The sequence below is a fragment of the Asticcacaulis solisilvae genome (genome assembly GCF_052327315.1).
Classification (GTDB): Bacteria; Pseudomonadota; Alphaproteobacteria; order Caulobacterales; family Caulobacteraceae; genus Asticcacaulis; species Asticcacaulis solisilvae_B.
Genome location: NZ_CP166197.1, coordinates 660546 through 673390 on the forward strand (window position 1 = coordinate 660546; position 12845 = coordinate 673390).

9 protein-coding genes are annotated in these 12845 nt (G+C 64.5%); 6 read left to right on the forward strand and 3 right to left on the reverse strand.

The features are described from left to right. Positions 1 to 195 precede the first annotated feature (195 nt). The 3 genes from AB8717_RS21665 (at position 196) to mobA (ending at position 2811) form a co-directional block, all read left to right on the forward strand. Entirely contained in the window at positions 196 to 1221 is a 1026-nt protein-coding gene (locus AB8717_RS21665; protein WP_443751117.1) for a LacI family DNA-binding transcriptional regulator, read from the forward strand. Between the two features lie 73 nt (positions 1222 to 1294). Then, positions 1295 to 2266, forward strand: coding sequence for a quinone oxidoreductase family protein (locus tag AB8717_RS21670; protein ID WP_443751118.1), 972 nt, complete (start codon positions 1295 to 1297; stop codon positions 2264 to 2266). A 38-nt stretch (positions 2267 to 2304) separates the two neighbouring features. Beyond that, a complete protein-coding gene (mobA, locus tag AB8717_RS21675) occupies positions 2305 to 2811 on the forward strand; it encodes a molybdenum cofactor guanylyltransferase (protein WP_443751119.1) in 507 nt (168 codons plus the stop codon). Here mobA and AB8717_RS21680 read toward each other — a convergent pair. Next, on the reverse strand, positions 2798 to 4375 hold the full coding sequence (locus AB8717_RS21680) for a cisplatin damage response ATP-dependent DNA ligase (RefSeq protein WP_443751120.1): 1578 nt from the start codon (positions 4373 to 4375) through the stop codon (positions 2798 to 2800). The two genes, mobA and AB8717_RS21680, sit on opposite strands and share 14 nt — an antisense overlap. Further along, complete coding sequence (locus AB8717_RS21685) at positions 4372 to 5388, reverse strand: ligase-associated DNA damage response exonuclease (RefSeq protein ID WP_443751121.1); 1017 nt, start codon at positions 5386 to 5388, stop codon at positions 4372 to 4374. Before AB8717_RS21685 ends, AB8717_RS21680 begins: the two co-directional genes overlap by 4 nt. Positions 5389 to 5435: 47 nt before the next feature. On the opposite strand from AB8717_RS21685, the gene AB8717_RS21690 reads away from it, so the two are divergent. After that, on the forward strand, positions 5436 to 7874 hold the full coding sequence (locus AB8717_RS21690; RefSeq protein WP_443751122.1) for a ligase-associated DNA damage response DEXH box helicase: 2439 nt from the start codon (positions 5436 to 5438) through the stop codon (positions 7872 to 7874). Next, entirely contained in the window at positions 7858 to 8526 is a 669-nt protein-coding gene (pdeM, locus tag AB8717_RS21695) for a ligase-associated DNA damage response endonuclease PdeM (RefSeq protein WP_443751123.1), read from the forward strand. Before AB8717_RS21690 ends, pdeM begins: the two co-directional genes overlap by 17 nt. Here the strand turns inward: pdeM and AB8717_RS21700 are convergent. Continuing rightward, positions 8513 to 9853, reverse strand: a complete 1341-nt coding sequence (locus AB8717_RS21700) for a glycoside hydrolase family 27 protein (protein WP_443751124.1) — start codon at positions 9851 to 9853, stop codon at positions 8513 to 8515. The genes pdeM and AB8717_RS21700 overlap by 14 nt on opposite strands. A 159-nt stretch (positions 9854 to 10012) precedes the next feature. Between AB8717_RS21700 and AB8717_RS21705 the strand changes: the two genes are divergently transcribed. Next, on the forward strand, positions 10013 to 12844 hold the full coding sequence (locus AB8717_RS21705; RefSeq protein ID WP_443751125.1) for a TIM-barrel domain-containing protein: 2832 nt from the start codon (positions 10013 to 10015) through the stop codon (positions 12842 to 12844). The last annotated feature ends 1 nt before the right edge of the window (position 12845 follow it).

Consider the following 12845-nt stretch of genomic DNA (forward strand, 5'->3'; position numbering starts at 1 on the left):
ACCGCTTACATGCGCAGGCATTATTTGCTGCACGTGCGAGAAGTCTTGTGCCGTATGGGATTAGGCACGTCCATCATTGATGGCTGTGATAAATAAATCACTGTCAACAATCTTTTTATCCAAACAAATGCAGGGTATGGTCGTGTCAGACCGGACACAGCAAGATTCGGCCACTGTGCAGGGACTGCAACCGGTATGAGCATCCGCAAGACCATCTATGACGTGGCCATATTGGCAGGGGTCAGCGAAGCGACGGTGTCGCGCGTGCTCAACAACAATCCGCGTGTCTCGGCCGAAAACCGCGAGCGGGTCCTGACCGCCGCCAAGGCCCTGCGCTTCCGGCCAAATGCCCAGGCGCGGCTGCTGGCCGGCGGCCGGCCCAACACCATCCTTCTGGTGGCGCCGACCACGGGCCGTCCGCAGGCCTGGTATTTTCAGCTGCTCGAATCCGGCGCCCTGCGCGGCTGCGGCCATCACGGCCTGCGCCTGCAGAACCACTTCGTCTTTCCCGACTCGCCGCGCCGCGAAGCCACCATCCTGCAACCGGTCGATGCCGGCGAATGCGACGGTGTCATCCTGTCCGCGCCCTTTTCCGACGACGCCGATATCATCCGTGCGCTGCAGGCCCGCCACATGCCGCTGATCCTGGTGGCGTCGGGCCACGCCACGCGCGGCCTGGCGGCCGGCGTCGGCATGGACGACGAAGCCGCCGGCCACGAGATGATGAGCTACCTGCTCAAGCTCGGCCACCGGCGCTTCGCCTTCTCGCTCGGCCTGAAGGACCACCTGTCGGCGCGCGAACGCTTCGACGGCGCAGCGCGCGCCCTCGCCGAATTCGGGCTGGCGCCGTCCGCCATGGTGTCTGTAGAGGCCGGTCTCGATTTCGACGCCGGTTACCACGCCTTTGCCCGTATCCGCGAGACCGGCGCCGAGCCGACCGCCATCATTTGCGCCAACGACGAATCCGCCGCCGGCGCCATTCACGGCGCGCATGAAAGCGGCCTGTCCCTGCCCCGTGACCTGACCATTGTCGGATTTGACGACGCGCCGTTCGCCAAGCTGCTGTCACCGCCACTCACCACCATTTCGCAGGCCATCGACACCATGGCGGCGCGCGCCATCGACATCCTGTTCGATGTCATCAAGGCGGTGGAACGCCCCTATGAAACCGTCAAGCCGCGTCTGGTGGTCCGGGCATCCGCCGCCCCGCCGCGCGGTTAGTTTTCTTGCCCGCGTGCACTGGCGAGAATCGCGGCGGGTGGCCATATAGCGCGCAAGAGACAAGGAGCCTGCCATGGTCACAGCCATCCGCGTTCACACCCCCGGCGGGCCGGACGTGCTCACGCCCGAGGAGGTCGAGGTCGGCCAGCCAGGCCCCGGCGAAGTCCTGGTCCGCCACACCGCCATCGGCGTCAACTTCATCGACACCTATTTTCGCAGTGGGCTCTACAAGACCGCGCTTCCGCTGACGCCCGGCAATGAGGCCGCCGGCGTGGTCGAGGCCGTGGGTAACGATGTCGCCGACATTGCCGTCGGGCAGCGCGTCGTCTACATGCACGGTCCCGGCACCTATGTGCAGAAGCGGCTGGTGCCGGCCGAAAAGCTGATCCCCATTCCCGACAATATCCCGGACGAGGTCGCCGCCGCGGTGCTGCTGAAAGGCCTGACGGCGCAATATCTGTTGCGCCGGACCTTCAAGGTCGAGGCCGGCCATACTTTGCTGATCCATGCCGCCGCCGGTGGCGTTGGCCTGATCCTGGGGCAATGGGCCAAGCACCTGCACGCCACGGTCATCGGCACAGCAGGCTCGGCCGAGAAGGTCGAGCTGGCGCTAAAGAACGGCTACGACCACGTCATCAACTACGCAGAAGAAGACTTCGTCGCCCGCGTGCTCGACCTGACACACGGCCGCAAGGTCGACGTCGTCTACGACTCGGTGGGCAAGGACACCTTTCCGGCGTCGCTCGACGTTATCAAGCCGCTCGGCCTGTTCGTCACTTTCGGCCAGTCGTCCGGCCCGATCCCGCCGGTAGACCTGAGTATCCTGAACGCCAAGGGCTCGCTTTACGTCACCCGGCCGTCGCTCTTCGCCTACATGAATTCGCGCGATGTGCTGCTGGCGGCGGCGGGCGAGCTGTTCGACCTGATCGGGCGCGGCGTCATCACCGTCGCCGTCAACCAGCGCTTTCCGCTGACCGAGGCGCGCGCGGCGCACGAGGCGCTGGAAAGCCGCGCCACCACCGGCACGACGGTGCTGATCCCGTGACGGCGGTCGTCATCCTTGCGGGGGGACGCGCGACGCGCATGGGAGGCACGAAGGCTCTGGCGCCGTGGAACGGCACGACGCTGATCGCCGCTGTTATCGACCGTATGGCGGCGCAGGCCAGCGCCATGGCGCTCAATGCCCGCCCGGACCAGGCGCAGGACCTGGCACGATTCGGCCTGCCGGTGCTGGTCGACGACGAAGACCTGGCCGATCTTGGCCCCCTGTCGGGTGTGCGTACGGCACTGGCATGGGCGCAGGCGCGCGGCAATGACCACGTCGTCACCGCGCCTTGCGATATGCCGGACCTGCCCAAGGATATGGTTGCCCGGCTGATGGCAGCCGACGCCGCCGATATCGCCTATTTCGCCACCATGCGCGATCATCCGCTTTGCGCGCGCTGGAGCGTATCCTTGCTACCGGGGCTTGAAGCGGCGTTGGCAGGGGCCGATGGCGGCCTGGCCGTCATGCGCTTCGTAGAGCGCCAGACGGTGATCAAACTCCCCACCGAAGACGACGCGGCCTTCGCCAATATCAATTCGCTATAAGCGCCTCCAGCACCGGCATATGGTCGGCCTCCTGCGCCGGCTTGTCCCAGCGGATGCGGTTGATGCGCGGGAAGCGCAGGGCATAGCCCGACTTGTGCCGCGTCGAGCGGTGGACGGCGTCGAAGGCGACCTCGAAGACCAGGTCCTTCTTCACCTCGCGCACCGGCCCGAAGGTCTGGATCGTGTTGTGGCGCACCCATTTGTCGAGCTCGACCAGTTCAGCGTCGGTAAAGCCGAAATAGGCCTTGCCGATCGGCAGGATCTGGTTGCCGCTCCATAACCCGAAGGTGAAGTCGGAATAGAAGCTGGACCGCTTGCCCGATCCGCGCTGGGCGTACATCAGAACGGCATCGACCAGTTTCGGATTGATCTTCCACTTGTACCACGGCCCTGTCGGCCGGCCGGCGACATACGAACTGTCGCGGCGTTTCAGCATGACGCCTTCGATGACAGGCGTATTGACGACGCTTGCGCGCATTTCCGCCAGGGCGTCGAAGCTATCGAAGGCCAATTCGGGCGACAGCTTCATGGCATCGGGCTTGTGATGCTGAAGCGCGACTTCGAGCAAGGCCCGGCGAGCAGAGTACGATTGCGGGCGAACGTCCTCGCCTTCAAGGGCCAGGACGTCGTAGACGATAATGCCGGCGGGATAGTCGGCGATCAGCTTCGCAGACGGCGCCTTGCGGCCCAGACGCTGTTGCAGATCGTTGAAGGTGCCGTTCTCATCGCCGCGCATGACGATCAGCTCGCCGTCGAGCACGGCGTGGAAGTTGAGATGCGCCAGGACATCGGGAAAGGTATGGCTGATATCGTCGCCGGTGCGCGTGAACAGCGCACGTCCCAGCGGGCTGTTCACGACCTGGACGCGGATGCCGTCGTACTTCCACTCGGCGGCATAGGCTTCGGGCGTGATCAGGCCAAAGTCCTTCTCATCGAGCGGATGCGCCAACATAACGGGTGTAAAGGTCAGCGCCTCGTGCACCGCCGGACGCTCGCCGCGACCTTCGAGCCATAAAAACAACTGTTCATACGGCGGATCGACACCGTGCCACAGGGTCTCGATATCGTCGATCGGCTTATCGCCGAATTTCGCCAAGACTTGTTTCAACAGCCGTGCCGACACGCCGATGCGCAAGGACTGCATGCCGATTTTGAGAAACGCCCAGCGCTCGGGCGAGGTCATGCGGTCGAGCATACCGGCAACGTAGGCCGGCAGATCGGCCTTCGGCGTATGGCGCAGAGTGTGGACGATATCGGAGAGCGACGGCAGGTCTTCGGCCTCGGGTTCGCCCGTGCCCGGCCACAGGTGTGCCACCGTTTCCGACAGCTCGCCGACATAGTCGTAGCTCATCGACAGCAGGACGGGATCGACGCGCGCGCGGATCAGCTCCAGCACCATCGATCGCTTGAAATTGGGCAGGGACAGGTCGCCGGCGATGACGGCGATGGCATAGCCGCGGTCGGGATCGGGCGTGGCGGCAAAGTAGTCGAGCAGCAGCCGCTCCTTGGCGAGCGTCGACGGCTCGTAATAGAGGCGCTCCAGCAGACGCGAAAAGGCCCTCATTCGCTGTCGTCCTCATAGCCCAGCAGATGCAGGGCCTGCGCCTTGAAACCATTCTGTGCGGCATAGTGGACCAGGGCGTCGTCGCGGCCGTGCGTCACCCAGACTTCGGGCGCGCCGACATCGGAAAGCGTCGCAGTCAGTTCTTCCCAGTCGGCATGGTCGGAGACGACCAAAGGCAGTTCGACGCCCTTCTGCTTGGCGCGCGCCCGGATGCGCATCCAGCCCGACGCGGCCGCCGTCAGCACATCGGGCAGCTTGCGCGACCAGCGGTCCTGCAAGGCCGAAGGCGGGCTGAGCACGATTTTCCCGGCGAGCGTCTTGGCGTTTTCCGGCGTCACCACCTCCCAGGCACCCAGGTCGAGGCCGAAATCCTGGTAGAGTTCGCACAGGCGCACCATGGCGCCGTGGAGGTAGATGGTGTCGTCGTACCCGGCAGCGCGCAGCCCCATCATCAACCGTTGACATTTGCCCAGCGCGTAGACGCCGATCTGGTGGCAGCGGTCGGGAAACTGCCGCAGCGATGCCAGCAGCTTGGCGATCTCGCTGTCGAGCGGCGGGTGACGAAACACCGGCAGGGCGAAGGTCGCCTCGGTGACGAAGACATCGCACGGCACAGGCTCGAACGGCACGCAGGTCGGATCTGGACGGCGTTTGTAGTCGCCGGAAAAGACGATGCTTGCCCCGTCATATTCCAGCCGCGCCTGCGCCGAGCCCAGTATATGGCCGGCGGGATGCAGGCTCAATTTTACACCGTTGATCTCGACTTTTTCGCCGTAGGCCAGCGGATATTCGGTCCGCGCATGGTCGTCGCCGTAGCGGGCGCGCATGATGGCCAGGGTCTCGGGCGTGGCGAAAACACGGCCGTGGCCCGCGCGCGCATGGTCGGCGTGGCCATGGGTGACGATGGCGTCGGCCACCGGCTGTGTCGGGTCGATATACAGGCCGCCCGGCCGGCACAGCACGCCTTCGCGTGTGATCTCTATCCAGTCTTTCGGGTGCATTCTGCTCGGCATTTGGGCGGCAATTGCCTCTTTATATTCCGATCCCATATGAAGGGCACATGGCGGCCATTCCCGACCTTTTTCAACACTGGTTCGACCGGCAGGGCTGGACGGTTTTGCCGCACCAGAAGCAGATGGTCGCCCGCTACCAGGCGCGAAAATCGACGCTGCTGACCGCACCGACCGGCACCGGCAAGACGCTGGCGGGCTTCCTGGGCTCGCTGATCGACATTACCGCCACCAAGCCCCGTGGCCTGCATACCCTCTACATATCGCCGCTCAAGGCGTTAAATTACGATATCGAACGCAATGTCGTGGCAGTGGTCGAAGCGCTGAAGCTCGCCGTCACGATCGAGAGCCGTACCGGCGACACCTCGGCCTATCGCCGCCAGCGCCAGCGCGCCCGACCGCCCAATATCCTGCTGACCACGCCGGAATCGCTGATGCTGCTCCTGTCCTATCCGGACGCGCCGCAGATGTTCGGGCAGTTGCAGGCCGTCGTCATCGACGAGATCCATTCGGTGGCGGCGTCAAAGCGCGGCGACCTGATTGCGCTGGCCCTGGCGCAGATCGCGGCCTTTTCGCCGGACGTGCGCCGCATCGGCCTGTCGGCCACGGTGGCCGATCCTCAGGCCTTTTGCGACTGGCTGGGGCCGGTGGGCCAGCCCGTCGATCACCTCGACAGCCCCGCCGGCAAGCCGCCGCAGGTGACGATCCTCAAGGCCAAAAACCCCATTCCCTATGGCGGCTTCATGGCGGGTTACGCCGTGGCGGAAATCATGGCGGAGATCGTGAAGGCGAAGACCGCCATCGTCTTCGTCAATACGCGGGCGCAGGCCGAACTGCTCTTTCAATTCCTGTGGGACGCCAATGAGGATGCGCTGCCGATCGCAATCTTCCACGCCTCGCTGACGCGCGAAATGCGGCTGAAGACGATCGCCATGATGGCCGAGGGCAAGCTGCGCGCCCTGGTCGCCACCTCGGCGCTGGAACTGGGCATCGACTGGGGCGATGTCGATGTCGTCATCCAGGTCGGCGCGCCCAAGGGCGTCAGCCGGCTGTTGCAGCGTATCGGCCGGTCGAACCACCGCGTCGATGTGCCGTCGAAAGCCTTTCTGGTGCCGGCCAACCGCTTCGAAGTGCTGGAATGCGAGGCCGCGATCACGGCGATCAAGGCGCGCCATCTCGATGGTGACGTGCCCCTGCCCGGCAGCCAGGACGTCGCCATCCAGTTCATCCTCAACGCCGCCTGCTCGCAACCTGTCACACCGGAGGGCCTTTACAGAATCGCCTGCCAAGCGTGGTCGTATCGCCATCTCGCCTTTTCGGAGTTCGAACAGCTGTTCCGGTTTGTCGTCGACGGCGGCTATGTCCTGCGTAATTACGATCGTTGGCACAAATTGGTACAAGGCGAGGACGGCAGATGGGCGCCAGCCAATGCCGCCGTCCAGCGCCACCGCCAGAATATCGGAGTCATTATCGAGGCCGGCAAGCTCAAGGTCCGCAGGCTGCACGGCCGCGGCGGGCGTATCCTGGGCGAGATCGAGGAGCAGTTCGGCCAGTCTTTGCGCCCCGGCGACACCTTCTATTTCGGTGGCGAGGTCCTGGCATTCGAGCGCATCCACGACATGACGCTCGATGCGCGCCCGTCGGCTGCCAAGGATCCGATGATCCCGTCCTATATGGGCGGGCAGATGCCGCTGTCGACCTATCTGGCCGACGGCGTGCGCCGCCTGTTGCAGGATGAGAAACACGTCGAAAAGCTGCCGGCGATCGTGCGGGCGTGGCTGAAACTACAGGCGCGCTTTTCCAGCCTGCCCGATACAAGGCGCCTGTTGGTCGAGTCCTTTCCGCGCGGGAAACTGTTCAGCGTCGTCCTCTATACGTTCGAGGGCCGCCGCGCCAACCAGACGCTGGGCATGCTGATGAGCCGCCGCATGGAACGCTTGGGCTGCCATCCCTTAAGCTTCACCGTCACCGATTACGGCCTGGCGGTGACCAGCGTCGAGGCGGTGACCGAAGACATGATGGCGGACCTTCTGACCGCCGATATCCTGGCCGACGAGCTCGAGGAGTGGCTGGCGGAATCGCCGATGCTGAAACGCTCGTTCCGCCGGGTGGCGACCGTCGCCGGTCTGGTCGAGCAGAACCATAATAGCGCCAGGAAGACGCTGAAACAGGTGACCTTCTCCACCGATCTGATCTACGACGTCCTGCGCAAGTACGAGCCTGGGCACGTGCTGTTGCAACTGGCGCGCACCGACGCCGAACGCGAACTGCTCGACCTGGAACGGCTGAAGGATATGATTCTGAATTTCCGGAACCATATCCGTTTCCGTGCCCTGCCCCGGCCCTCACCTTTGTCGCTGCCCGTCATCCTCGACGTTCGTACTGAACGCCTGCCGGGCGCCGGGCTGGAACGGCTGCTGGCCGAACAGGGCATGGAGGAAACCGCCGAGGCGATGATCCATGAGGTCGAAAATGCCCTCGTCGATTGAGGTCAGGTTCGCCGGCCACGATATGGTGCTGGACGCTGAACTGGCGCTCTACTGGCCGGAACAAGACGCCTTGGTCGTCTCCGACCTGCACCTCGAAAAATCGACCTACCTTGCCCAATTCGGCTCGGCCGTGGCGCCTTACGACACGCTCGACACCCTGGTGCGGCTCGACGCCTTGCGCAACCGCTACCGTCCGAAAGCGCTGATCCTGCTGGGCGACAGCTTCCATGACCGCGCCGCGTGGACACGGTTGGAGCCGGCGGCACGCGACAGCGTCCTTGCCATCTGCAATGCCGTCGAAACCTGCCATTTGGTCGAGGGCAACCACGATCTCGGCCTGACGGCGTCTGGCCTCAACTTCTGCGAAGAGGTCGTGCTGGACGGTCTCGTCTTCCGCCACGAGCCCGACGCCAGCAGTCGGCCACAGGTCGTCGGCCACTTCCATCCGGCGATCTCGACCGAGCTGCGCGGCCATCGTTTGCGCGGCAAGTGCTTCGCCATGAACGGCCGCATGCTGATCATGCCGGCATTCGGCAGCTTTACCGGCGGGCTGTCGCTGCATGATTCCGCATTTTCGGAATTGGCCGGAGACGATCCCTTCCGGCCATACCTCGTCTATCGCAATACCGTCGCCGCCATCAGGTCAGCTTGAACAACCCCGCGCCATGCGGCGGCAGGTCGGCCTTGACCCAGCCGGTCGATGTTCCGATATCGGCGCGCGCCCACAGGTCGCGGACCTTGACCGACTTCAGACCCAGGGCCTCCAGCGGGAAGGAAACAGTCTTGGGCTTATCGCCGGTGTTGAACAGCGCCAGGTAATAGTCCGCCCCCGTTTCCGGACGCGCCGTCCACGCCCGCGTATCGTCGGCGTAGAAGTGCGGCTGGTTGTCACGGCTCTTCTGGTTGACGGCAATGACTTCCGGATTGGTCAGCAGCGCTAGCGTCGGCGCGTCGAGATAGCGCAGATCGCCGCCCATGATCAGCGGCGAGCGCGCAACGCTCCACAGGGTCATCAGAGTCCGCTGTTCGTCGGGCGTGAACTTGGTGTCGCGCTGCCCCAGGGCCAGGCGGCCGAGCGGCAGCATGTCGCCATCGGGCCAGGCGCCCGGACGGCGGAAGGCGTTCCAGCTTTCGAAGCGCACGAACTGCGATTCCAGCAGCTTCCACTCGTCCCAGAAGTCGTCGCTGATCCGCCACATCTGGGCGTAGTTCTGCACGTGGTTGCCGCGCGCCACCGGCGTTTCGCCGGGCGACAGGCTGAGCAACATCGGCCGGCCGGTCTTGACGATCGCCTTGTGCGCGCCCTCGATCTCATGGATGTGCGCGTCGTAAGGGCGGCTCATATCGTCCATCTTGACGAAATCGACGCCCCACGAGGCGTAGAGCGCGAAGACGCTGTCGTAATAGGCCTGGGCGCCGGGCTTCGACATATCGACGCCATACATGTCGGGGTTCCACGGGCAGGTGCTGTCGGTATTGGCGATGTCGCGCGCGTGGAACGAAGTGCCCTTGACCGGCAGGTTCTTTTCGACCGCCAGGCGCGGAATGCCGCGCATCAGATGGATGCCAAAGCGCAGGCCGAGCGCGTGGACCTGTTTGGCCATGGCGGTGAAACCCGTGCCGTCGGCGCTCGACGGGAAGCGGTTGGGCGCCGGGATCAGCCGGCCAAAGCCGTCCATCGTCGGTTGCGGGTTCTTGCTGTACTCATAGCTCGATGCCCCCGGTTCGTACCACTGGATATCGATGGTGAAGATGTCGTAGCCGGCGGGCAGAAGCTTTGCCGCCATGATGTGCGCGGTTTCCAGCGCCTGGGCTTCGTTGATCGTCGTGGCGAACGAATTCCAGCTGTTCCAGCCCATGGGCGGGGTGGGCGCCAGAACCGGTGCTGCTTTTGCCGTCTTCGCCACCGCCGGGCCGGCAATCGCGGCCATCGCCGCCGCGGCTCCGAACAGGGTCCTGCGGTCCAATCCATTCGTCATCTTGCTTCCTCGCCTCTTCAGCTTTTCGAGATTTGTAGGACAAGTCCGGGCGCTTTGTCAGCCCCAATCGCGCGCAAAAATGTAAGACAATAGGATTGCGCCCAATAAAAAAAGATGTTTTCATTATTCAAATATAAAAATAACTGGGAGTCGAAGACCATGCCCGCCGACGCCACGCGTCGGTCGCTTTTGACCGCGGCCGCCATATCGACTCTGCCCGTAACCGCGTCCGCGCGGCCTGCGAAAAAGACGTTCGGTGACGTGACGGTACTGGCCAGCGGCGTCCGCGTCGCCCAAGGCAAAACGGACATCGTGATCCGCCCAGGCTTGGTGCCGGGCGTTGTCGAGGTGGTGAAAATTCCGCGCGGTGCCGCCATTCCGGACGGCTTCTTCACCCATGCCGATTCCCGGCCCGACATCCATGTAAACCGAGGCAAAAAGGCGGCGCGCGTAACCTGCGGCAATCTCGATATCGCCATCGATCCCGCCGGCACGATCGCCTTTTCGCAGGACGGGCGGCTACGGCTGAGCGATACAGGCGGAGCGCTCAGCCCACCCGGCGTCCATCAAGGCTTCACCCCGGCGCGCGACACCACGCTGCTTGGCCTCGGTCAGTTCCGCGATCCGTTGAGCGATTACCGCAACGCCATAACCTACCTCGCCCAGGCCAATTCCGACGCCGTCTGCCCGCTGCTGGTCAGCGCCGACGGCTGGGGCCTGTTGTGGGAGACGCAAACCCATGCCTGGCTCGATACGCACAACGGCCGCCTCGCCTATGACAGCCCGGATGGGCGTTTCATCCGCTACTACGTCCTTATGGGCGCCGATCTCGACGGCGTCATCGCGGCCTATCGCCGCCTGACCGGCCGCGCGCCGCTGCTCGGCAAATGGGCCTATGGCTACTGGCAGAGCCAGGAACGCTATCGTACCCAGGACGAGTTGCTGGCCGTGCTCGACGGGTATCGCGCCCGGCAATTGCCGATCGACGTCATGGTGCAGGACTGGAGCTACTGGGGCGGCAACGACGTCTTCAGCGGCATGGTGTGGGATAAGGACCGCTTCCCCGATCCCAAGGGCCTGTGCGACGCCGTCCATGCGAAGAACGCCCATATCATCGCCTCGGTCTGGCCGGCCTTCGGGCCGAAATCCCACATCTATCGCGATCTCGATGCCGAGGGCCTGCTGTTCAGGGGCGAGCACTGGAGCGGCGGCAAGGTGCTCGACATCACCGCGCCCAGGGCACGCGACATCTACTGGCGGCATATCGAAAACGGCCTGATCGCACCGGGGCTCGACGGGCTGTGGACCGACGGCTGCGAGCCCGAATTCCTGTCGACCGGCAACCGCTACGTCACCACCGCATCGTACGCCGGAAACGTCACCAGCTTTGCCGGGCCGATCCGCGAAAACCTTCTGACCTTCAGCTATTACCAGACGCGGCTTCTGTATGGCGGCATGCGGACGCATTCGCCGCAAAAGCGGCCCTTGATCCTGACGCGCTCGGTCTATGCCGGGCAACAGGCCTTCAACGCCGTCACCTGGTCGGGCGATATCTTCGCCGGCTGGCAGACCCTGAAGAACCAGGTCGTCGCCGCCCAGCAGATCAGCCTGTCGGGCATTCCGTACTGGACGTGCGACATCGGCGGCTTCCTGGTCAGCCACCGCTTTCCCGATGCCCTGACCAATCCGGCCTTCCGCGAGCTCTATGTGCGCTGGTTCCAGTTCGGCGCCTTCCTGCCGGTCTTCCGCGCCCACGGCACCGAGATCCGGCGCGAGCTCTCAGCCTTCGGCAGCGACGGCGATCCGGCATATGACGCGCTGAAAGCCGCGCTTCTGCTGCGCTACCGCCTGATGCCCTACGTCTACGCCCAAGGTGCGCGCGTGACCTTCAAGGATGAGACCTACCTGCGGCCCCTCGCCATGGATTTCGCCCGCGATCCGAAGATCGCTGGCTTTCCGCACCAGTACCTGTTCGGTCATGGCCTGATGGCGTGCCCGGTGACGACACCGCTGGAACACACACCCGCCTATCCGTACGAATTCATCCCCAATACCGCCATCCGTAGCCCGACCGGCGTGGCGGCCGAGGTCGCATTCTATGAGGGCGCCGATTTCGAACGGTTGATCGAGACGCGGCAAAGCGATGACCTGAAGATGACATGGTCGGGCGACCTGCCGGGCGCCCTGAAAGGCAAGCCGTACAGCGCGCGCTGGAAAGGCGTGATTGTCGCCGAAGAAAGCGGGCTCCATCGCTTCCAGATCCTGACGCAAGGGCTGATCCGCTTCAGCCTGGGCGGCCAGGTCCGCGTCGCCAGCGCGGGCCTGAACGAAGGCAAGTCCAACGGCGCCGACGGCGCGATTTCGTTCAAGGGCCACGCCGGCGATGACGCGTACCGTTTCGAGATGACGTTGGAAAAAGGCCGAGCCTACGCTTTCGCGCTGACGCAGAGCCAGCCGTCGCCCGACGTGGTCAGCCTGTGGTGCGAATGGGAAACGCCGTTGCACCGCGCCGATATGCGGACCGCACCGGACAAGACGGTCGATGTCTACCTGCCCGGTGGCGCCGACTGGTACGTCTTCGGCACGCCCGGAATGCACGCCGGCGGAACGGTGCTGAAGCTGCGTCCCGCGCTCGGGCAGATGCCGCTGTTCGCCCGGGCCGGCGCCATCGTGCCGCAAAGCCCCGGTATCCAGTACGCGACGGCGCCGGTCGCTGCGCTCGATATCGACGTCTATGCCGGACAGGACGGGACGTTCGACCTCTACGACGACGCCGGTGACGGCCACGCCTACGAAGACGGCGATTACGTCCTGTGGCCGCTGCGCTGGGATGAACATACGCGCACCCTGTCGGGCGGCATGGCGACGGGGCGTGGCCAGACGCGACCGGTTACGCTGAATGTCACCCTGTTCGACGGCCCGCGCGGAGGCACGACGGCGAAGACCGTCGCCGCCGTCCTCGGCCAGCCCTTCTCCCTTTCCTTCGCCTGAG

Coding starts and splice junctions, on each gene's coding strand:
- AB8717_RS21665 (WP_443751117.1), top strand. CDS start 196: ATGAGCATCCGCAAGACCATCTATGACGTGGCCATATTGGCAGGGGTC.
- AB8717_RS21670 (WP_443751118.1), top strand. CDS start 1,295: ATGGTCACAGCCATCCGCGTTCACACCCCCGGCGGGCCGGACGTGCTC.
- mobA (WP_443751119.1), top strand. CDS start 2,305: ATGGGAGGCACGAAGGCTCTGGCGCCGTGGAACGGCACGACGCTGATC.
- AB8717_RS21680 (WP_443751120.1), bottom strand. CDS start 4,375: ATGAGGGCCTTTTCGCGTCTGCTGGAGCGCCTCTATTACGAGCCGTCG.
- AB8717_RS21685 (WP_443751121.1), bottom strand. CDS start 5,388: ATGCCGAGCAGAATGCACCCGAAAGACTGGATAGAGATCACACGCGAA.
- AB8717_RS21690 (WP_443751122.1), top strand. CDS start 5,436: ATGGCGGCCATTCCCGACCTTTTTCAACACTGGTTCGACCGGCAGGGC.
- pdeM (WP_443751123.1), top strand. CDS start 7,858: ATGCCCTCGTCGATTGAGGTCAGGTTCGCCGGCCACGATATGGTGCTG.
- AB8717_RS21700 (WP_443751124.1), bottom strand. CDS start 9,853: ATGACGAATGGATTGGACCGCAGGACCCTGTTCGGAGCCGCGGCGGCG.
- AB8717_RS21705 (WP_443751125.1), top strand. CDS start 10,013: ATGCCCGCCGACGCCACGCGTCGGTCGCTTTTGACCGCGGCCGCCATA.